Source organism: uncultured Hymenobacter sp., assembly GCF_964242765.1.
Taxonomy (GTDB): domain Bacteria; phylum Bacteroidota; class Bacteroidia; order Cytophagales; family Hymenobacteraceae; genus Hymenobacter.
The window spans coordinates 91,532-112,744 of sequence record NZ_CAXTBM010000012.1 but is presented as its reverse complement, the minus strand read 5'-3'; the positions used below and the strand labels follow the sequence as shown (position 1 = coordinate 112,744).

The 21,213-nt window shown below is 60.7% G+C and carries 20 protein-coding genes; 15 read left to right on the top strand and 5 right to left on the bottom strand.

All coding sequences use genetic code 11. The annotated features are described in order from the left end of the window. Positions 1-47: 47 nt before the first annotated feature. A complete protein-coding gene (locus ACFE7X_RS07365; RefSeq protein ID WP_375435026.1) occupies positions 48-707 on the top strand; it encodes a YceI family protein in 660 nt (219 codons plus the stop codon). An 80-nt stretch (positions 708-787) separates the two neighbouring features. On the opposite strand, the gene ACFE7X_RS07360 is transcribed toward ACFE7X_RS07365, so the two are convergent. Beyond that, entirely contained in the window at positions 788-1,588 is an 801-nt protein-coding gene (locus ACFE7X_RS07360) for a helix-turn-helix domain-containing protein (RefSeq protein ID WP_375435025.1), read from the bottom strand. 186 nt (positions 1,589-1,774) lie between these two features. Here ACFE7X_RS07360 and ACFE7X_RS07355 point away from each other — a divergent pair, with 186 nt between their 5' ends. Together ACFE7X_RS07355 and ACFE7X_RS07350 are read left to right on the top strand one after the other, a co-directional pair. Continuing rightward, positions 1,775-2,896 carry an NAD(P)-dependent alcohol dehydrogenase gene (locus tag ACFE7X_RS07355; protein ID WP_375435024.1) on the top strand — a complete coding sequence of 374 codons (1,122 nt, stop codon included), beginning with the start codon at positions 1,775-1,777 and terminating at the stop codon, positions 2,894-2,896. A gap of 185 nt (positions 2,897-3,081) precedes the next feature. After that, complete coding sequence (locus tag ACFE7X_RS07350; protein ID WP_375435023.1) at positions 3,082-3,480, top strand: hypothetical protein; 399 nt, start codon at positions 3,082-3,084, stop codon at positions 3,478-3,480. A gap of 580 nt (positions 3,481-4,060) precedes the next feature. Here the strand turns inward: ACFE7X_RS07350 and pdhA are convergent. Then, complete coding sequence (gene pdhA / locus ACFE7X_RS07345) at positions 4,061-5,107, bottom strand: pyruvate dehydrogenase (acetyl-transferring) E1 component subunit alpha (protein ID WP_375435022.1); 1,047 nt, start codon at positions 5,105-5,107, stop codon at positions 4,061-4,063. A 411-nt stretch (positions 5,108-5,518) separates the two neighbouring features. On the opposite strand from pdhA, the gene ACFE7X_RS07340 reads away from it, so the two are divergent. From ACFE7X_RS07340 to ACFE7X_RS07285, 12 genes are all read left to right on the top strand, one after another. Continuing rightward, complete coding sequence (locus tag ACFE7X_RS07340; protein ID WP_375435021.1) at positions 5,519-6,862, top strand: TolC family protein; 1,344 nt, start codon at positions 5,519-5,521, stop codon at positions 6,860-6,862. A 2-nt stretch (positions 6,863-6,864) separates the two neighbouring features. Further along, entirely contained in the window at positions 6,865-7,923 is a 1,059-nt protein-coding gene (locus ACFE7X_RS07335; RefSeq protein ID WP_375435020.1) for an HlyD family secretion protein, read from the top strand. Positions 7,924-7,936: 13 nt separating this feature from the next. Continuing rightward, the gene (locus ACFE7X_RS07330; RefSeq protein ID WP_375435019.1) at positions 7,937-9,523 is read left to right on the top strand and encodes an MFS transporter; all 1,587 of its coding nucleotides are present in this window, start codon (positions 7,937-7,939) and stop codon (positions 9,521-9,523) included. 122 nt (positions 9,524-9,645) lie between these two features. Further along, entirely contained in the window at positions 9,646-10,452 is an 807-nt protein-coding gene (locus tag ACFE7X_RS07325) for an alpha/beta fold hydrolase (RefSeq protein WP_375435018.1), read from the top strand. Between the two features lie 261 nt (positions 10,453-10,713). After that, a complete protein-coding gene (locus ACFE7X_RS07320) occupies positions 10,714-10,974 on the top strand; it encodes a hypothetical protein (RefSeq protein WP_375435017.1) in 261 nt (86 codons plus the stop codon). A 64-nt stretch (positions 10,975-11,038) separates the two neighbouring features. Continuing rightward, positions 11,039-11,638, top strand: a complete 600-nt coding sequence (locus ACFE7X_RS07315) for a Crp/Fnr family transcriptional regulator (RefSeq protein ID WP_375435016.1) — start codon at positions 11,039-11,041, stop codon at positions 11,636-11,638. A gap of 343 nt (positions 11,639-11,981) precedes the next feature. Then, positions 11,982-12,470, top strand: a complete 489-nt coding sequence (locus tag ACFE7X_RS07310; protein ID WP_375435015.1) for a YybH family protein — start codon at positions 11,982-11,984, stop codon at positions 12,468-12,470. Between the two features lie 222 nt (positions 12,471-12,692). Further along, on the top strand, positions 12,693-13,562 hold the full coding sequence (locus tag ACFE7X_RS07305; protein WP_375435014.1) for an alpha/beta fold hydrolase: 870 nt from the start codon (positions 12,693-12,695) through the stop codon (positions 13,560-13,562). A gap of 4 nt (positions 13,563-13,566) precedes the next feature. Continuing rightward, positions 13,567-14,145, top strand: coding sequence for a PPC domain-containing DNA-binding protein (locus ACFE7X_RS07300; RefSeq protein ID WP_375435013.1), 579 nt, complete (start codon positions 13,567-13,569; stop codon positions 14,143-14,145). A gap of 53 nt (positions 14,146-14,198) precedes the next feature. Next, positions 14,199-14,591 carry a YybH family protein gene (locus tag ACFE7X_RS07295; protein WP_375435012.1) on the top strand — a complete coding sequence of 131 codons (393 nt, stop codon included), beginning with the start codon at positions 14,199-14,201 and terminating at the stop codon, positions 14,589-14,591. A gap of 62 nt (positions 14,592-14,653) precedes the next feature. Then, the gene (locus ACFE7X_RS07290) at positions 14,654-15,622 is read left to right on the top strand and encodes a zinc-binding dehydrogenase (protein ID WP_375435011.1); all 969 of its coding nucleotides are present in this window, start codon (positions 14,654-14,656) and stop codon (positions 15,620-15,622) included. 27 nt (positions 15,623-15,649) lie between these two features. Next, complete coding sequence (locus ACFE7X_RS07285) at positions 15,650-16,321, top strand: SDR family NAD(P)-dependent oxidoreductase (RefSeq protein WP_375435010.1); 672 nt, start codon at positions 15,650-15,652, stop codon at positions 16,319-16,321. 612 nt (positions 16,322-16,933) lie between these two features. Here the strand turns inward: ACFE7X_RS07285 and ACFE7X_RS07280 are convergent. From ACFE7X_RS07280 to ACFE7X_RS07270, 3 genes are all read right to left on the bottom strand, one after another. Beyond that, positions 16,934-17,245 (bottom strand): circadian clock KaiB family protein, encoded by a 312-nt coding sequence (locus ACFE7X_RS07280; RefSeq protein WP_375435009.1) that lies wholly within the window; start codon positions 17,243-17,245, stop codon positions 16,934-16,936. Positions 17,246-17,399: 154 nt separating this feature from the next. Then, positions 17,400-17,816: a response regulator gene (locus ACFE7X_RS07275; RefSeq protein ID WP_375435008.1), complete on the bottom strand. Its 417-nt coding sequence runs from the start codon at positions 17,814-17,816 to the stop codon at positions 17,400-17,402. A 49-nt stretch (positions 17,817-17,865) separates the two neighbouring features. After that, the gene (locus ACFE7X_RS07270) at positions 17,866-21,048 is read right to left on the bottom strand and encodes a PAS domain-containing protein (RefSeq protein WP_375435007.1); all 3,183 of its coding nucleotides are present in this window, start codon (positions 21,046-21,048) and stop codon (positions 17,866-17,868) included. Between the last annotated feature and the right edge of the window lie 165 nt (positions 21,049-21,213).

Sequence of the window (21,213 nt, the reverse complement as noted above, 5' to 3'; positions counted from 1 at the left end):
TTTCCTTTCACTCATATCGACTTACCCACTTTTCACCTCAAGAAACCATGAAGAATCTCTTGTTCCCCCTACTGCTGGCCGCCACCGCACTGTCGGCTCCCGCGCAAGCCGCCAATGGCCCCACCGCCCGCAAACCTGCTACGGCCGCTGCCGCCACCGAATCCTACAAAGTGCAGCCCCAATTGAGCACGCTGGGCTGGACGGGTAAGAAAGTGGGGGGCCAGCACTCGGGCACCATCGCCCTGAAAGAAGGTGCCGTACAAGTAAAAGGCGGCCAGATTGTGGGCGGCACGTTCGTAGCCGACATGACTTCGCTGAAGAACACCGACCTGACCGATGCCGATTACAACGCCAAGCTGGTAGGCCACCTGAAATCAGACGATTTCTTTGGGGTGGAAAAGAACCCCACGGCTACGTTTGTCATTACCAGCATCAAGCCGTTGAAAGGGGATGCCAACGGCAACAATGCTACCATCACGGGCAACCTGACTATCAAGGGCAAAACCAACCCGCTCAGCTTTCCGGCCAAAGTAGGCGTGAAGAACGGCGTAGCCGCGGCTTCCGGCACCGCTAGCATCGACCGGACGAAATACAATGTCACGTTTGGCTCGACTTTGTTTGGCACTGCCGCTGACAAAGCGGTTGATGACACCTTCTGGCTGAGCTTCAACGTGATTGCTAAAGGCAACGGCGTAGCGACGCGCTAAACCATTGAGCCGCCCCGGCTTGCTCCCGTAGGAAGGACAACCGGGGCAGCCTCGGTGTTGACATCTTCCCGACCCGCTGCTTACTGCTCGCGGGCCGCAAACTGGGAGGGCCGCTGGCCGACCAGCTTGTAGAAGGTGTTGCTGAAGGAAGCCAGGCTGTTGTAGCCCACGGCGTAGGCAATTTCACTGATGGTCTGCCGGGTTTTCAGCATCAGCTCCATGGCTGCCATCATGCGCCGGAGCTTCAGGTACTGCCCGAAGGAGATGCTCAGGCACTCCTGGAACAGTCGCGACAAACTCCGCGGGCTGAAGCCGAAGTGCCGGGCCAGCCCGCTTAGCTCCAGCAGCTCGCCGATGTGCTCGTAGATGTAGCGCAGTACCGGCACCAGGCGCGGGTCTTCCGTCGTGGGCAGGGCCAGCGGCAGCGGATGGTGGCTGATGCGGGGCAGTACCAGCTTGAGATTCAGCAGAAACAGGTACGCCTCGTACTGTTCGGGGCCGTAATGTCCGTACCAGCTTTCGGTGTAGCGCAGCATCTCGTACAAGAGGTCGGTGACCGGGTAGATGCCCAGCTTGCCGAAGAAGGGATGGTCAGTGTCGCGGGCCTCGGCAAAGCACAAGCCCGTGATGATATGCTGGGGGGAATGAAACAGGACGCGGTGCGCCAGCCGGGGCGGGACGAGCACGTAGTGCCGGGCCGGCAGAAAATACGTTTTGCTGGGCGTGATGAGGTAAGCCACCCCGCTGCGCACGTACACCAGCTGGGTTTTCTGGTGCTGGTGCAGGGGATAGTTTTCCTCGCTGTGCTGCTGCACGAACATGGTTTCGGGTCGACTGTCGATGTTTTCAAGTTCAACCAGGAATTCTGTGGTCGTGAGCATGTTTTGGCAAGTTTGAACAAACTTATGACTTGTTTGCAAAAGTCGGCCTTTACCAGCACTGGTATCTTTGTGAGCGGGCGCTTATCCGCGCGCCAGGCTGATCAGGCACATCCCGCGAAGGCCTGCATAGCCCATTTGGGCGGCGCCATCCGGAATCCCCATCTCTTATCCTAACCCAAAATTCCCATGAAGATTACTGCTGCGGTCGTCAAAGAAAAAGGTGGCTCGTTTCTGCTCGAAGAAATGGAGCTCGACCAGCCCCAACCCCAGGAAGTGCTCGTGCGCATCGTGGCCACCGGCATCTGCCACACCGATATGGTGATTCGCAACCAGCAGATGCCTGCCCCGCTGCCCATGGTGCTCGGCCACGAAGGCGCCGGCGTGGTGGAAGCTGTGGGCAATGAAGTAACCGAGGTGGCCGTGGGCGACCATGTGGTGCTCACCTTTGGCTACTGCGGCAAGTGCAGCAGCTGCCGCGAAGGCTTCCCGACCTACTGTGAGCACATGCTGGAGCACAACTTTGCCGGCAGCCGCCCCGATGGTAGCCACCGTATCCACCAGCACAGCACGCCGGACTTGCACGACAGCTTCTTCTCGCAGTCGTCGTTTGCCACCTACGCCATTGCCCACGAAAACAACACCATCAAGGTGCCCAAGGACGTGCCGCTGGAGCTGCTTGGGCCGTTGGGCTGCGGCATTCAAACCGGGGCCGGCGCCATCCTGAACAGCTTGAACGTGCCCTCGGGAGCTAGCATTGCCGTTTTCGGTACCGGGGCCGTGGGGCTGTCAGCCATTATGGCCTCGCGCGTGGCCGGGGCCACCACCATCATCGCCGTCGACATCAACGACGAGCGCCTGGCCCTGGCCAAAGAGCTGGGGGCTACCCACACCATCAACAGCAAGACGGGCAATGTGGTAGAGCAGATTCAGCAGCTCACGGGCACGGGCACGCACTTCGCCTTCGATACCACCGGCCGGCCGGAAATTATCCGCACGGCCGTGCAGGGGCTACGCACCCACGGCGTGTGCGGACTGGTGGGCGTGACGGCTCCCGACAAGAAGTTGAGCTTCGGCCCCAACGACATCATGGTGGCTGGCCGGACCGTGAAAGGCATTTTGCAGGGGGACAGCGTGCCCAGTATCTTCATTCCGCGCCTGATTGCGCTCTACCAGCAGGGGCAGTTCCCCTTCGATAAGCTGGTGAAATTTTACGAGTTCGACCAGATTAACCAAGCCGCGGAAGACTCGGAAAAGGGCATCACCATCAAACCCATCCTGCGCATCGGCAAGGTAGAGGCCGCCGTGTAAACAGTTGTAGCGGTGCCTGGTTGGCACTCAAGCGCCCGGCTTCTGCTAGAGCCGGGCGTCTGTTTGGTTACGCAAGTGGTTTAGGAAGTCGGCAGCCTGCTCTTGGTTGTGAACCGCTCCCTTTGTTCTCCTGTTCTCCTTGTTCACTTTTCCCGGCACTGGTGGCCACACCTAGTGCGTACTGCATGAAGATTAAATACTTACTTGGCTTGGGCAGCGTCGCGTTACTAGCCTGGTTCATTGCCGATACGTTCAGCCAGCTGAGCCCGCAGGATTTGCCCGGAGAATTTCAGGAAGTGGCCATGGTGCGCAATGAGAACAACACCGGTCCTGTCGTGCGCATTTACGCGGTAACCATAGGGGATACGAGCCGCTGGCAGGAAATGCAGCAGTACGGCGCGCTGATGCCTTACACCAAGTATGGCAGCACCAAGGTGTTCTTCTTTGCCAAAGGCGGGCCTTCTCCAACCCTGCTTCAACTGAAGCAGCCGCATTTTACGTCCGCACTCAACCGCTATTGCCTGGCTTCTTACGAGAAAGATGTGATGAGCAAGGTCACATTTCTCAAACACCCGCTGCCCTAGACCATGCGCGGATGGAAGCCAGTGGCAAGCCAGAACTGAGTTCGTGCTCAGCCCTGGCTTCGTTTGCTTAGCTCACAATAGCGACTTAATGAGAGCGGCCATGCCCCACGGAGCGTGTAGCTTTATAGCGCCTGGCTGGCTGCCGGCAAACCCGCCCAACTGCATATGTACGCCAAGGGCGGCCACGGCTTCGGAACAAAAACTCAGAAGCTGCCCGTTAATTCCTGGCTCCACCAGTTCGGCGCCTGGTTGGCGCAATAGGGCTTCCCAATTTCCCGGATGCAACCCGCCGCCAAGCAATAGCAGTTACGTCGACGCAAAAGACCAGCCAGACCCCGGAAATGGGCTTGGCTGGTCTTTTTACGTTGTAGCCAGAGTGGAACGGCCGCTACTGAGGCAACACGTATGGGGCTACGGCATGTAGCCGTGTTTGATCGTCTTCGAGGAAATACAGCTACATACTGTGGCCAGTGGAATAGCCGCCACGACGGACTTGCTGTTCCACAGGACGGACATAAGCCATGTTATTCACTACGCTGCAGTGTTTCATCTCGCAGTCGGTAGCAACGGCGGGCCTGTGTTAATCGCGGATGTACGGATAATCGGCTTGCACGTACACGTCTTTGTACAGCTCGTCGGGCGTTGGGTAGGGCGAATTCTCGGCAAACTCCACCGATTCCGCTACCTGGGCCTTCACCCGCTCATCAATGGCTTCGAGGTCCGCTTCGGTGGCCAATTGCTGGCTGAGGATGGTGTGGCGTACGCCTTCAATGGCATCCCGGTCGCGGTAATTTTGCAGCTCCTCCTTGGTCCGGTATTTCTGCGGGTCACTCATGGAGTGGCCTTTGTAGCGGTAGGTTTTGAACTCGAGCAGCGTGGGGCCTTCCCCGGCGCGGGCACGTTCCGCCGCGCGCGCCACGGCCTCGTGCACGTCTTCGACGCGCATGCCGTTCACGGGCTCCGAAGGCATGTCGTAGCTCAGACCAATCTGGTAGAGCTCCGTCACGTTCGAGCTGCGCGCTACCGCCGTACCCATGGCGTAGCCGTTGTTTTCAATCACGAAAATGACGGGCAGCTTCCAGAGCATGGCCATGTTGAAGGCTTCGTGCAGCGCGCCCTGGCGCACGGCCCCGTCGCCCATGTAGCAGATGCAGAGCTTGCCCGTCTTGTTGTACTTCTCGGCGAAGGCCACGCCCGCCGCCATGGGTATCTGGCCGCCTACAATGCCGTGGCCGCCCATAAAGCCTACTTTCTTATCGAAGATGTGCATCGAGCCGCCTTTGCCTTTCGAGCAGCCCGTGGACTTGGCATACATTTCGGCCATTACGGCATTGGGGGAGGTACCCAGCGCCAGCGGGTGGGCATGGTCGCGGTAAGCGGTGATGTACTTATCACCCTTTTCCAGGGCCGATACGGCCCCGGCCACGCAGGCTTCCTGCCCGATGTAAAGGTGGCAGAACCCCTTGATCTTTTGCTGACCATAGAGCTGGCCCGTCTTGTCCTCGAACTTGCGCATGAGCTGCATCTGCTCATACCAGGTTAGGTAGGTCTGCTTCGGGAACGCACCCGGGGCGGGTATTGCGGTTGTCGAGTTACTCGTGGCCGTTGGTACTATCTTGTTTGCCATAGCTCTTTAGTTAAATGAGGTTGTTGCGCGCAGAAATGGCGCAATCAGATGAGCAGGTAGTTGAGGGTAGTCGCTAAGATTTCTCGTTGAGGCAGCCACGACGGCCTCATGTTTTCCAGCAGCTGCACGCTGAACGACACCAGCCCAGGTCATCAGCTAGAAATCAGCTATCTGGTAGACCGGAAGCAGCGCCGTGGGCATAGAAATGCCAAGAGTGGGAAAGCTAGAAAATCAGCCCGTAACCTCGGAGTGTGTTGCTTAGCGGTAGCATCATTCCCCTTGTTTAGGTAAGTCTACTCCGGAAAAACGGGATTAAAAGGATTTGGCCGTTTTGAACAACATTCTGACTAACATGATAAAATGAGCCGACCAGTGGGATCGTAATTTTGGGTCGTTACAAAAAAAATCACCATGAACGGTCGAAGTTGGCTGCGGCTAAGTGCCGCAGCTTTTTTACTAGTAGCTACTTACCCAGTGGCCGCGCAAACGGGCGGCCGCCCGGCTGAGCCCCTGACGCTGGAGCAGGCCTGGGTGCTGGCTACGGCGCATAACAAGGAAATCCAGATGCAGCGCCGGCAGGTAGCGCTTAGTACTGAGCTAATGAAGGACCGCCAGAACGAGCGCCTGCCCCGCGTGACGACCAGTGGTAGCTATGCCTACCTGGGCGGGCTGACGGCCTTTGAGCCCTACGCCGGCCTGCAAAACCCCGAAGCGCGGGAAGTGCCGCCGAGTCCTCATGCCTACCGTGTCGGCCTCGCCGCCGATTGGGAAGTGTACACCGGCGGGCGCATCGACAACCAGATTGCCACCCAGGCCATCAACGAAGTGCTGGAGACCGAACGCCTCGCCCTGACAGCCAGCGAGGTACGCCTGCGCGTGGCCACAGCCTACCTCGACGTGCAGCGCAACCGCGAGTACCAAGCCTTAACGGCCAACAACGTGAAGGAATCGGAGCGGCGGCTCAAGCAGATTCAGTCGCTGTTCAAGAACGGGGTGGTGCTGCGCAGCGACCTGCTGCGGGCCGAACTGCAACTCTCGCGGCAACAGTTGTTGCTGACCGAAATCGGGAATACAATTACCCTCACCAACCAGCGCCTGAACCTGCTGCTGGGCACTCGGGAAGACCAGGCAAACCAACTCGCCCCGGTGACCCTGCCGACCGCAGTGCTGGACAATCCTTACGCCGACTACTTTGGGCAGGCCCAGTCCAAGGCCCCGGAGCTGCGGGTAGCCGGGCTGCAAACCCGCCTGAGCGAGTTGCGGCTGGAAAACACCCAGGTGAGCAAACGCCCGCAGGTGGGCTTGTTCACGGGCTACGCCTACACCTACCCCAACCGGCTGGTATTCCCCAACGTGTCGCAGATCTACGGCGTGGGCGAAATTGGCGTGCGGGTATCCTACAACATCACGGCGCGTTGGCTGGACCGCCACGCCGAGAAAGCCGCTGAAATCGGCATCGAGCGCCAGCGCATTGGCCAGGAGAAGGCGCTGGACGACAAGCGCCAGGAAGTGAAAACGGCCTACGTGCGCTACCAGGAAACGCTGGAGCGCATCCGCATCGCGGAGCAGAGCATCGGGCAGGCCACGGAAAATTACCGCATTGTCAACCGCACCTACTTCAACCAGTTGGCGCTGCTCACCGACTTGCTGGACGCAGATAATCAGCTCCTGCAAGCCCGCTTCGACCTGGTGACGGCCCAAACGCTAGCCGCCACCCACTACTATCAACTGCAAAAAGCCATCGGCCTCCTATAAGTATGACTCAGCCGACGACCTCGCCGCAACGCACTGACCGCCTCGTGGCGCGCATCACGACCACCCTGGCTGGCCTGCTGGTACTGGTGCTACTCGTCTGGGGCGGCCGCATCGGGTGGCAGATGCTCCACTACGAAAGCACCGATGATGCCCAGGTGGAAGAGTACATCAATCCCATTAACAGCAAGGTAAGCGGCTACATCAGCCAGATTCGCTACCAGGAGAACCAAGCCGTGAAGGCTGGTGATACGCTGGTGGTACTTGATAACCGCGACTTCGAGGTGCCCGTGGCCGAGGCCGAAGCCGCCCTGGCTAATGCCCAGGCGCAGCTGCTAAACCTGGCCCGCACCGTGCAAACCTCGCAGCGCAGCTCGCAGGTCAGTCAGAGCCAGATTGGCGCGGCCAAGGCCCGGCTATTGCAACAGGAGCAGGACTTTGCCCGCTACCGTCAGCTACTGGCCGATGAAGCCGTGACGCGCCAGCAATTCGAGCGGGTGCAGTCGGCCCTCGACGTGGCCCGCTCCGATTACCAGGCGTTGGCCGGCAGCTACCAGACTTCGCTCTCACGGGTGAATGAAAGCCAGGGCCAGCGGGCCGTGCTGCAAGCCGAAATCCGGCGGCGACAGGCGCTGCTGCGCAAAGCCCGGCTCGACTTTTCTTATACCGTCGTGACAGCTCCCTACACCGGCGTGATGGGCCGCCAGACCATCCAGGACGGCCAACTACTTCAGGCAGGGCAGCCGCTGGCCTACATCGTGAACCGCCAGGCGGGCAAGTGGATAACTGCCAATTTCAAGGAAACCCAGCTCTCTAGCCTGCATTTGGGGCAGCCGGTGCGCATCACCACCGACGCCTATCCCGACCAGACATTTGCGGGCCGTATTGAATCACTGTCACCGGCTACTGGCGCGCGGTTTTCACTGCTGCCGCCCGACAACGCGACGGGCAACTTCATCAAGGTAATTCAGCGCCTGCCCATCCGCATTCAGCTCACCGACCAGCCGGCGAAAACCGCGCAACTCGCGGCCGGCATGAACGCCACCGTGACGGTCGCCAAGTAACTGTTGCCACCCAATGAAAAACGCTGAGTTGCTGCCGCTTTTCAAGGCGTGGGTACCCGAGTGGGTTATCCGGGTCGTGCTGTTTTGGGCACTGCTGCCGCCATTTTTGCTGCTTGGCCTCTACGCTGGCAGCGGGGCCGAGGTGGCAGGTTACTACGGCGTGGAGCCTGCCGACGTGCAGTTTTCCGTCCTGCTGTACTACGCAGGCCTGGTAGCCTTTCTGCCCTTTGATCCGCATTTGGGCAGCTACCTGCGCCTGCGCGATTACTTGGCGGTGAGCATAGTACTGTTAGTAGCCTTGGTCGGGCTGGCCGGCTGGGTGCGCGATTTTCGGTTGCTCCTGCTGCTACGCTTTTTGCAGGGCACTGTGGCCTGCACCATCGTCACGCCGCTGTTGTCACTGATTTTTTCGCGCCTGCACTCCACCCGGGCCCGGGCCATGGGCTATGCCATCTTTTACGGGGGGCTGCTGGCCTCGGCGCCGCTGGGTACCATGTTGAGCTGGTCGGTACTTGACCACTACCCCGTGCCGGCACTGTTTCACGTGTTTCTGGTCGTGGTGGTGCCCGGCGCGCTGCTGTTGCTGCTCATTCTCAACGGCGTGCGCACCCGCAGGCGGCTGCCGCTTAGCCAGTTGGAGTGGCCTAGTTGGGTGCTGCTGAGTGCCTCCCTGCTAGGGCTGTCCTACCTGGCTTCGTATGGCCAGCAACTCTACTGGTTGGAGAGCACAGCGGCCTGGCTGGCGCTGGGCCTAGCTGTGGTAGGCAGTGGGGCCTTTGGGTGGCGGCAGTGGCACCTGAAGCGGCCCTACATCCACCCCGGCGTGTTTCGCTACCGCACCTTTTGCGTAGGGCTGGCGCTGTTCATGGTGTTCTACTTTTTCCGGGGGACCACCAACATCGCGGCGGCCTACTTCACGGGAGTATTGCACGTTGATGCCCGTCAGATGGTGCTGCTGCAAGCCGCTACGTTACTTGGGATTGTGCTGGGGGTAAGCGTGGTGGTCCGTTTTGTGCTGCTGGGGACGCCCTTGCGCCGGCTACTCGTCGTGGGATTTGCGCTGCTGCTCGCTCACCACGTGTGGATGTACCTGCTCTTCGGACCGGCGCAGCAACTGACAGTTTTCCTGCTTCCCATGCTGCTACAGGGCTTGGCCGTGGGCGTTGTGCTGGTGCCACTGGCCTTGTTCACGATGGGCAGGTTGCCCCCGCAGCTGGCCGCGGCGGGCACCTTCGCGGCGGTGGCGTTTCGCAACCTGGGCTTCGTGGGCTCTTTGGCCGTCACCAGCGTACTCCAGCCCTACTGGCGCACGGCGCAACTCGACCGCTTTCGGGCCGACTTGCTGCCCGGCACGAGCGAAGTCGCGGCCCGCGTGCAGGGCCTGCAACAGAGCCTTCAAGGCAAGGGCCTGGCCTTGGAAACTGCTCAGCGCGGTGCGGCCAGCCTGCTGGCCAACACGCTCGAAACGCAAACCCTGCTTCGCTACTGCCTGAATTACTTTGGCTTGGTCAGCGTGGGCATCATGGCCCTGCTGATTGTACTGCTGGTGCTGCCGCCGCTGCACCGGCAGGCCGTCACGTTCCGGCAGCGGCCGTTATAGAGCGGGGTACTTTGCCTTCGATAAGGCCGACGAAAGTCGGAATCCTTTCCTTGGCGCTGACTATTTCTTTCGCGTCAAAGGTCCCGATCTGCACGTTTCTGTCAATTTTGCAGCTGCTGTAAATGAATTCTTTGCTGGAAGAAATAGTACTTGATGGCGCAACGCTGCATCTGAGTCGCACCCCGGGAGAGCCCGACCGACCGACCCTTGTATTTCTGCACGACTCGCTGGGCTCTACCAGCCAGTGGCGGGACTTTCCTTCTGCGCTGGGGGCTGCTACCGGGTGCCCAACGCTCGTCTACGACCGGCAAGGCTACGGCCAATCCAGCCCGTTTGGCAGCGCCCGGCGCGAAGTAACCTATCTCGAAACGGAAGCTGACGTCTTGCAGCGGCTGCTCCAACAGGGCGGTATTGAGCAGGCCATTCTGTTCGGCCACAGCGATGGTGGCTCTATCGCCCTGCTGGCGGCCGCCAAGCACCCCGCCCGCATCCGGGCGGTGGTAACCGAGGGAGCGCACATCTTCGTGGAAGAGGAAACCTTACGGGGCATTCGGGCAGCTGTGCAAGCGTTTAGTACCACCAACCTGCCGGAGCGGCTGCGTAAGTACCACGGCGATAAGACGGATGCCGTGTTTGAAGCCTGGGCGCAAACGTGGCTGCGCGATGAATACCGAGAGTGGAATATCGAACGCTTTCTTCCCCGTATTACCTGTCCGGTGCTGGTGATTCAGGGCGGGCAGGATGAGTACGGCACGCTAGCTCAGGTAACAGGCATTGTAGGGCAAGTAGCTGGGACAGCCCAGCTACTGCTTGTTCCATTCGTCGGGCATACCCCCCACAAAGAGGCCCGGCAGACCGTCTTGCACTACACGAGCCTATTCATCGAAGCGGTAGTGAAAGGGCCGTATGCTACCCCAAACCATTCTTGATTTTCAACTGCATGCCAGCCAGAAGCTTGCCGACTGACGCAATGTCTTAACACAAAGAAGTTAAGCTCGTTACCACCCATTAATTGCAGGCCATGAACCCCGACTACCCACGACTTTGAGGGCTTCCCACCAGCACTGGAACGGATGCAGTACCCCGCGTAGGCCAACCTTCCGGTGGTGCAACTCAGCCTCGACTACACCAAGCCGCTGGCCTGACACTTCGACTTTGCCAGGCAACTCCAGTTTCTGCGGGAGCGGGGCGTGCTCCTCATCGGCTCGGGCAATGTGGTGTACAAGCTGCAGTTAAGCATGCCTCATGGTCGGCTCGACCAGCGCGACTTCAAGGGCTTACTTGCTTACCAGCAAACCGGGCGCACCGGCGCGCTGGCCGTGCCCTCGCTCGACCAATACCTGTCGCTGCTTTATAGTGTTGGCCTGGCCTGCCCAACCGAGGCCATCACCCATACGTTTGAGGACGTGACGTTCGGGGGCATCAGTATGCGCACGTTCCAGGTGGGTTAACGCTCAGCTAACTCGGTGCCAAGCGTTACGCCCGGCGCTAAACATCTACTACTTTGCCAGCAACTTGGATAAATCTCCTCCGCTCGAAGCACTCAGCCAGTATTTCCGCAGCGACTACTTCCCTCTCACTCCGCAGGAGGAAGAGGCGCTGGCCCGGCAGTTCACAGAGCGGAAAGTGAAGCGCCGGAGCTTCCTATTGCAGGAGGGGGAGGTGTGCCGGTACGCCAGCTTCGTGGTGGCCGGGTGCTTTAAGTTGTACGCCGTCGACAAGAGTGGCAAGGAACACAACCTGTTGTTTGCGGTGGAAAATGAATGGATGACCGATTTGGCCAGCTTTTACGCCGAGCAGCCCAGCCGCGTGTACATCGAAGCCGTGGAGCCGGCGACCGTGCTGCAAATCAAGCACGACGACCTGCTTGACTTGTTTACGCATTACCACAAGTTCGACCGCAACTTCCGCATCCTCGTCGAGCGGGGATATATCGACCTACAGAATCGTATCCTGCAAAGCATCAGCGCCACAGCCGATGAGCGGTACCAGAACTTCCTGACGCAGTACCCGCATTGGGCCAACCGCTTACCCAACACGCAGATTGCTTCCTACCTCGGCATCACACCGGAGTTCCTTAGCAAAGTTCGCAAAGACCGGGCGACCAAAGCCTGAAAGCTTAACCTAGGTTAAGGATATTTCTTACGCTAGTTCAAGGGCGTGGACTACCCTGTTGTCGGACCTTTGTCCTGTTCGAACAACACCAAGACGGTCGAAACTGTAACGATAGGCCACGTTGCAGTGGAAGCCCCCGGGAGTTACCGGCTACCCCCTTACCGAAGTTGTAAGCCGACTCACCCCTCCCCTTTTAACTGCTTACCGGTTGCGCATTTAAGCTGGCGTGCCCGCTTCCATTTCGCTTGCTCCCGGCAAGGGCCGGGCGAAGTGTGGTCTTTCGGCCGGTACTCGCTGGCAACCACCCGCAACCTCCTTTTCCAGCTTTTCACCTCCCTTTTGTATGACCCTTTCTAAACTAGTACGCGTCTTCCTGTTCACCCTGGCCCTGACGCCCGCCCTGCTCGCCTGCAAAAAAGACGATGACAACACGCCTTCCGTCGATACCGCGGCCGAGCAGCAAGCTATTCAGCAGCTGCTCACCGATTACGGCGCGGCTCTCAATGCTTCTAATGCCGCCACGGTAACTACGCTTTTCGCCCAGGATGGCGTATTTGCCGCTCCCGGTTCCCCTACGGCCACGGGTCAGACCCAAGTCCGGACCGCATTCGATGGCCTGTTCAGCGCCGTTATGCTCACGCTCACGTTTACCCCCGCTCAAATCACGGTAGTGAACAATAACTACGCCTTTGCCACTTCCACCTCGAGCGGTACCCAGTTCGTGAAACCTTCAGGTCCTTCCTCTAGTGTGAGCTTCCGCGAGCAGTGGGTGTTCGTGAAGGAAGGCGGTCAATGGAAAATTGCCCGCTACCTGTTCAACTCGCCGCAGTAAGGCACTAGGGTTATTGTAGTCGCGGTAAATACCTCTTTATCCAATTGGCGGCCGGAATGCACTCATTCCGGCCGCCAAGCCGCTTTTATCCACTTGGTTGGACTACACCCTGCGCTTACCCTTAACCTAGCTTAAGGGTATTTCTTACACTAGTTTATTCCGGGACGGGGGTGGCAGCCCCAATTTTGCATCATCATTTCCACTCGCCATTCTCTGTTTAGTATGTCCCGGCACCTGCTGTTTTTCTTCCTTCTATTAACCACTGCCGCCTTCGGCCAGCAACGGCCAGCCAAGCCCCTACGGGCTTTTATGCAGGCTACCCCCTCCCCGAAGGGCGCCATTCAGTACGGCAACAACCCGAAGGCCGGGCACTACGCCCAAGCCGGTGACGCCAAAATCTACTACGAGGTGTACGGCAAGGGCCGCCCGTTCGTGCTGCTACACGGAGGCATCTTCGGCTCAACCTACGAGATGCACCAGTTGATTGACAGCCTCTCGCGCCAGTACCAGGTCATTGCCGTTTCGACGCGGGGCCACGGCAAATCAGAGTTGGGTACCGCACCGCTCACCTATGAGCAGCGGGCCAACGATGTGCTGGCTGTACTCAAAGCTACGACCCGCGACAGCGCCATTGTCTTTGGCTTCAGCGACGGGGGCTTCACCGGCTTCAAGCTGGCCAGCCTGTATCCCGAGCGGGTGCGCAAGCTCATCGTGATGGGCGCAAGTGAGCTGGCACCCGGTATGCGCGACTTCACCTTCAGCACTCAGCAGGCTCTCGCCCTCGACAGCGCCTACATACGGCAGCAGCTGGCCCTGATGCCCCAGCCCAAGCGGTTGGCAGAAATGTTTACTCAGGTAGGCACCATGTACAGCCACCTGACCGTGGACAAAGCTCTGCTGCAAACCATCCAGTGCCCCACGTTGGTGATGGCTGGTGACCGGGACGAGGGCAATCCGGTACAGCGCGTGCTCAACACCGCGCAACTGATTCGTCGCAGTCAGTTGGCCATCGTCCCTAATGCCTCGCACGGGGCCTTCCTTATCAATTTCCCGGCCACGTGGGCCGACATGGTGCCCTTCCTTAAGCAGTAATCCGATGCGCATTTCCTTCATCAAGCACCTCGCCGCCACGGCCTTGCTCGTGGCCGGCAGCGCCCTGGCCGCCCAGGCCCAGGAATACATTTCGCTCACTACGGCTAAGCCCGTGCCGTTGGGTAAAGCGCCCGGCATGAAAGTAAAGCTGCTGAGCACCAACGGGCAGACTAAGACGTACGCGCTGATTTTCTCCAAGGGCGACGAAATCGTGTCGGGTCTGACCGAGTTTGCCCAGAAATACAAGGTGCAGAGTGCGCACTACCAAGCCATTGGGGATGCTCTCTCGGCCAAAGTGGGGGTATTTGACTACGGCCGTAAGGCGTTTAAGGTCATTCCGTTTACGGACCCCATTGAGGTAACCTCGCTCACGGGTGACGTCGCTGTGTACAACGGCAAGCCCGTGGCCCACAGCCACATCAACGTGGCCACCTTTGATGGTCTCATCCACGGTGGCCACCTGTTCGAACTGGTCTCCGGTCCGACCATTGAGCTGATCATGACGGTCGAGCCAACGCCGCTCTACAAGAAGCTCAATACTGAGTTCGATGCTGCCCTGATTGACCCGGAATTAACCAAATAACGCCATCAGGCCCAGCTTTTGAGTTGCCATCACCCTTCCTTAAGACCAGAATCATGCAAGCGCACTCCCAAACGCAGGCTGCCCAGCAACTACTGGCGCAATACGCGGAAGCCCTAAACGCGGCCAATACTTCCTTACTACCTGCTCTTTACACCGCTGACGGCGTATTCATGGCCGATGGCGTGGCCTCCCTGCCGGCTGGCGCGCTGCCTGGTAAAGGGGCACGGTTCTTTGCCACATCGCGCCTGCACATCCGCTACGCGGTGGAGGAAGTGAGCGTGGGTGGTGAGTACGCCTTTGTGCAGGCTTCGGCCCGCACCGCCACCACCAACCTGGCTACGGGACAGGAAGTGACGCGCACCAGCCGGGACTTCTTTGTGCTGCGCCAGGAAGGCCAGGACTGGAAAATTTACCGTTACCTATTCAATAGTGTGCGCCAAGACTAGGAAACAGTTGTTGCTATCCTGGCCGCGTAGATCCTCTCTTCCTGCCTTTTCTCTCTGATGCCATGAAAGCCGCCGTTTTATATAGCGCTGGCGCCCCCGACCAGTTTCGCCTGGAAGAGCGGCCCGTACCGGTGCCCGCCGCCGGGCAGGTGTTGCTGCGGGTGCGCGCCTTTGGGCTGAACCGCTCGGAGTTGATGACCCGCAAGGGCTTGTCGCCGGGCGTGCAGTTTCCCCGCGTCCTCGGCATCGAGTGCGTCGGCGAAGTGGTGCAGGATGCTTCGGGGGAGTATTTGCCCGGCCAGCAGGTGGCGGCCCTGATGGGCGGCCTAGGCCGTGACTTCGACGGCAGCTATGCCGAGTACACGGTCGTGCCCAAGACCATCCTGTATCCCTTTCGCAGCCAGCTGCCCTGGGTTCAGCTCGGGGCCATCCCCGAGATGTTTCAGACGGTATACGGCTCGCTGCACTTGGCCTTGAAAATCCAGCCAGGGCAGACGCTGCTGATTCGGGGCGGCACCTCGTCCATCGGCCTGCTGGCCGCGCAACTCGCCCAGCAAGCCGGCCTCACGGTGTTGGCTACCACCCGCCGCTCCGACCGCACGGCCTTGCTCAAGGCCAACGGCGCGACGCACGTGCTGGTGGATGACGGCCAGCTGCGCGAGCAGGTGCGGGCCCTGTTCCCACAAGGCGTTGACCGCGCGCTGGAACTGGTAGGTGCCCCCACCCTGCGCGATACGCTCACTTGCCTCAAGCCTGGTGGCCTGGGCTGCATGACGGGCATGCTCTCCGAAAGCTGGGTGATCCCCGACTTTGCCCCGATGGAGTTCATTCCGGCTACCGTGGGCCTGACCATCTACGACAGTGGCCAGGTAACGGCCCCGGCCGAAGCGCTGCAGGCCTTTATCGATTCCGTCGAAGCTGGTCGGGTGCAGCTCGGCATCGGTCATACTTTTTCCCTCGACGACCTCGTAGCTGCGCACCAGCTGATGGACAGCAATGTGGCCGGGGGCAAAATCGTCGTCACTACCTAACCCTTTTTCTTTTTTTACCCTGATTTGATGAACACCACCGAAAAAACAGCCGTTGTAACCGGCGCGAACAGCGGCATTGGCTTGGCCCTCACCCAGAAATTACTAGCCGAAGGCTACCGCGTCATTGGCACGTCCCGCTCGGGCCAGATTGCCGATTTCAGCCACCCCAACCTAACAGTAGTAACCCTGGATGTTACCAAAGACGAGAGCATCGAGCAAGCTGTAACCAAAATCGGCCAGTTGGCTCCTAGCATTGACGTGCTGGTGAACAACGCCGGGGTGGGCTCCGACCTGGGCACCATCACGCCCGAGCGCAACGCCCTGCGCGACACCTTCGCGACCAATGTAGATGGCACCATCCTCTTCACCGAGCCCATGCTACCGCTGGTACGCGACGGCGGCCAGATTGTGTTTCTCTCCTCCAAGATGGGCCTCGTGAGCCATGCGGCCCCCGACAGCCCCGCCTACCGCGTCTCGAAAGCGGCCATCAACATGTACGCCGCCATTCTGGCCGAGCGCGTGGCGGACCGCACTATTGGCGTGACGCCGATGCACCCGGGCTGGGTGCAAACCCGCATGGGCGGCAGCAGTGCGCCTTTCACCGTCGAGCAGTCGGCCGCCGGCCTTTTCCGGGGCATCGAGGCCCGGCCCGAAAGCGGCAAGTTCTGGAACGTGGAAGTAGACAGCGTAATGGCCTAACCAAGCTATGTGGCTGATATTTACGAGAGCAGCTTAATAACAAAGGCCCTCTCCACTGTGGAGAGGGCCTTTATTGGTAGGTTCTAGATTGCCCTCGATAAGTGGCCGTTATCAGGAGTATTTATAATGCCGCCAACTAGATCGGCAAGGAACAGACCTCTTTACAATCGGACGTGGCTGTTGCAGAACTCTGCTGGCGGCTCTACAGACCGAATTAGGGTGCTACGCACGCGTCTCAAGGTTTCAGCAAGTGAAATGACTCGCCTTCACAAGCCTGGGACCGGGTTCTGCAACAGCTACTATGATATTTTGAACCTTCAATAAGTCCTCAAACTGTCCAGTATTACTAGACCACCTCAGTGGCTAGAAGGCGCCATGTGGAGGACAATCATAGTATCTATGACCCTTTTTGTGGTTGTGGTGAAACTGTAGTGGCAACCTCCCCTTCTGCAAAGCTGATCGAGTCGATATAGGGGGCAATTAGGAAAAGCGGTGGTATAAGGGGGCCCTCTCGGAAAACGGAATAAATAGCACGTTAAGGAATTTGACCGACGGGTAAGTACAAAACTCAATCGGTCGATTTGGCTGCTGCGGCTTTCCGATGACTGTGGCTTAGGCCAGGCCGAGGGCTTTGAGCACGCGGTCGAGCTGGGAGAAGTCGCCGACGAGGCGGCGGATGAGGCCGGGGCGTTTCTTGACCAGGCAGGGCACGCCGAGGATGTTGTCGGCATGGGCGCGCTCGGGGTGTTTCTGCAGGTCGATGACGGTGAGGGAGTGGCGGCCACTCAGGTGCTGGGCGCAGATGGCTTGCACGTTGCGCAAAGCAGCGTCGGAGCGAAGCGAGGCGCCGGCGATGAAAAGCTGCAGCTCGTATTCCGCCTCCAGCAAGGGAGAAAAGCCCGCGGGGGCAACAAGTTCAGACATGGTAGCGGACAAGGGTAAGCAGCAAGATACGCAGGTGGTCCCACCGGGTTGGGCTTGTGCCGGTTGGGCTGGCGCCCACGACGGCGCGACTTAGCGGGCGGGGTGGCCGAAATGTTCGTGCAGTACCTGATGGACTTTTTTGGGGGTGAGGGGCTTAGCGGGCGGGGTGGCCGAAATGTTCGTGCAGTACCTGATGGACTTTTTTGGGGGTGAGGGGCTTGGTGAGAACGCCGGCAATGGGCAGCTGCTGCGCGCGGGCTAGCTCCTGGGAATTGCCGGAGGTGGTGAGCAGCACGATGACCATGGCCTCTCGCTGCGGCAGGGACAGCTGCTGGTAGGCTTCGAGAAACTCAATGCCGTTCATCACCGGCATGTTGAGGTCCAACAGAATCAGGTCCGGGCAGCGCGCGGTGGGTTCCGCGCACACTTGGGTGAGGGTGGTGAGGGCCTCGCGGCCGTTCTCGGCCACCAGCAACTGCTCGGCCACGTCGAGGCGGGTAAGCAACAGCTGGTTGAGGTAGTTGGTGGTCGAATCGTCGTCGACCAACAGGACGCTTTTCAGGGGCGGCATAGCTTCGTAGCAAGCCCCGGCAGCGCGTCGAGGGCATAGAAAATAAGGGCTAATGGGGGAGGTATACGCGAAAAACCGAGCCCTGGCCGAGCGTGCTTTCTACCTCAATGCGGCCGCCCGCGTTTTCAACCACCTTTTTGACCATGTACAGGCCGATGCCGGAGCCTTCCACGTGGGAGTGCAGGCGCTTGAACATGCCGAAGAGCTTGTCCTGGTCCTGGGCCACATCTAGCCCCAGGCCGTTGTCGCGCACGGCCAGCACGTGGTGGGCCGCCTGGGCTTCGTAGGTGAGAGTCACTTCCGGGGCGCGGTCGGGGTGGTGGTACTTGAGGGCGTTGCTGAGCAGGTTGTAGACCACGGAGCGCAGGTTCTTTTCCGAGAAGTGCAGCGTGGCCTCGGCCGGAACCTGCACCGCCACTCGGGCGTGGGTCTGGGTTACCAGCGGGGCCAGGTCGAGCCGCACTTCCTGCACCACGCGGGCCAGCGGGACCAGCGCCGCGGGCTGGTCGTACTCGTGCTGCAAGCGGGAGATGTCGGTGAGGTGGGTGATGGTGCGGCCGAAGCGCTCGACGGCGTCCTGCATCAGGTCGAGCATGCGGGACACTTCGCCCACGCGGCCGGCCGGCGGCAGCGCGTGCTGCACGCCCTGCAATAGGCCTTCGATGTTGGCGATGGGCTGCTTGAGGTCGTGGCTGGCAGTGTAAATGAAGTTGTCCAGGTCCACGTTGGTGCGGTGCAGCTGCTCGTTGGCCTGCTTGAGGTCGGTAATGTCGATGGCCGAGCCCACGTAGCCATAGAGCTCGCCGCCGGCCAGGTAGCTCGGGGCGCCCTGGGCCAGCAGCCAGCGGTACTGCCCGTCGTGGCGCCGCAGGCGGTGCTCCAGGACATAGGGCAGGCGCTCGGCAATGGCGTGCGTGAGGGTGCGCTGGGTCAGTTCCAGTTCGTCGGGGTGCAGGTACGGCTGCCAGCCCGTGTCGAGGTACTGCTGCTCGTGGTTCAACCCGACAAAGTCGAGAAAGGCGCGGTTGATGTAGCGGATGGACGAATCGGGGTGCACGGCCCACACCAGGTTGGGAGCGGCGTCGGCCATGGTGCGGAAGCGGGCCTCGCTTTCCTGCAGCGCCGCCACGAAGCGTTTCTGTACGGTGATGTCGCGGGCCACCACCAGCAGGTGCGGCTGGCCGTCGAACCGCAGCCCGGTGGCGCTGGCTTCGACGGGGTACACGTGGCCGTCTTTGCGCCGGTGCAGGGTCTCAAACAGGGGAATGGTTTCGTGCTGGGCCTGCGCAAACAGCTGGCGGAAGGCGTGCTCGTCGTAAATCGGGTCGAGGTCGGGCACGCGCAGGTGCGCTATTTCGTCGGCCGAGTAGCCCCACGTGTGCAAGGCGCGCTGGTTGAGGTAGGCAAAGCTGCCGTCGGCCCGCATCAGGATGAAGGGGTCGCGGGCCTGGTCGGCCATGAACTGGTACCGCTGGAGCTCCTCGCGGCTCTCTTCCACCCGCTGGAGGGCCTGCACTTGCTCGGTGACTTCGAAGGAGAACACCAGGATGCCGGTGACTTGGCCGCGCTCGTCGCGCCGCCCCTGGTACGTGAAGGTAAAGTAGCGGTCTTCCAGCACTCCGTCGGCGGCCCGGGCGAAGGGAATGCGCAGGCCCTGTTCTTCGTGCGGGTCCCCGGTGGCGTAGACGTGCCGCAGCACGTCTTCCACGGGCGTGCCGACGATTTCGGGCAGGGCCGCGAACACGGACTGGTCCCGCAGGGTGCGGTCGGGGAACAGCTGCTGGTAGCCGGGGTTGACGAATTCGAACACCAGCTCGGGGCCGGCCAGGATGGCGATGCCGGCGGGGGCTTCCGTGAACAAGTGGAGCAGCTGCTGGCGCTCGGCTTCGCGCTGCCGGCGGGCCTGCACCTGGGCGGCGACGTTGTAGGCGAAGGTGGAAATACCCACAATCTGTCCGTTTTCGCGCAGTGCCTGATAGGTGAAGGTGAAGTACATCTGCTCGGGCGGCTGCCCGTCGGGCCGGGCCACGAGCAGCGGCAGCTCTTCGCCGAAGTAGGTTTCGCCCGTCTCGTACACGCGGTCGAGCAGGGCGACCACGCCGCTGGCCACGGTTTCGGGCAGGGCTTCGGCCACCGAGCGGCCTACCAGCTCCCGGCCGGGAAAGAAGTCCTGATAGGCTGGGTTAGCGTACTCGTAGCGGTGCTCGGGGCCGCGCTGCACGCAGATGGCCGCCGGGGTTTGAGCAAATATCTCGTAGAACTGCTCCCGCTCCCGCGCCTGGCGCTGGGCCGCGGCCAGCAGGTCGGCCTGCAAAGCCAAGGCTTCGCGGGTGCGCGCCTGCACGCGGGCTTCGAGCTCCTGGTTGAGCTGCTGCACCTGCTGGCGGGCAAGCACCTGTTCGGTCACGTCCAAGCCCACCGTGATGAGGCCCGTAACGTGGCCCTGCGCGTCGTGCAAGGGCTGGTAGGTAAAGTTGTAATACCCAAGCACCGGCGGGTCGGCCGGGTCGCGGGCCAGCCACGTCGGGCGTTCCTGGAAGTACAGCGGCTCGCCGGTGCGCAGCGCCTGGGTCAGCAGCTCCTCCAGCCCCTGCCCCGCCAGGTCGGGCAACGCTTCGAACAGGGGGCGGCCGAGCGCGGGCCCAACCGGGCGGCCCCACAGCAAGCCGAGCGAGGGGTTGGCCAGCTCCACGACAAACTCGGGGCCCCGCAGAATGGCGATGGAAACCGGAGCTTGCTCGAAGGCGCGGCCGAGCGCGGCCCGCTGCTCCTCGGCGTCGGCGCGGGCGGCTTTCTCCGCGGCCTGGGCTGTTCGCAAGGCTTCTTCCACGGGGCTGCGGGGCTGGTCGGCGGTGTCGGTAAAGTTCACCAGCAAGCCGTGGCCCGAGCGGCGGGCGGCGAGACGGTAGTAGTTGTCGTAGCCGTCGGCCTGGTAGTTGACGTTGTACTCCCGCGGCTCGCCGGACACGAAGGCCTCGACGTGGAACTGGAAGGTGCCGTGGGCGATGCTGTGGGGCCACTGCTGGTTGTGTGTCACGGTGGGCACCTCCGGCATGGCCATCATGCGCTGGGCCGTGGGGTTGAGGTACTCGAAGGTGAAATCCACAATTTCGCCCGAACCGCTGGGGTCGTAGAGGGGCGTGTAGAAAATGATGCCCGTGAGGGAAACCGCCAGCAAATCCCGGAGCAGGTCGGGGGCAGAAGCGATGGCGGCAGCGGCGGGAGAAAGCATGGGCAACAGCAGCAAGGTGAGGCAACCAAAACGTGGGGCGGTTGGGCAGCGCGCGACTTTTGGCAAACGAAGATGCTGAAAGAACGAAGAGGGCGAGTCAGAGTTGCCGGTGGGTGCAGGGGTGAAGTTAGTTGGTGGCAGTGACCGGTTGCCTGTTGAGGTGAT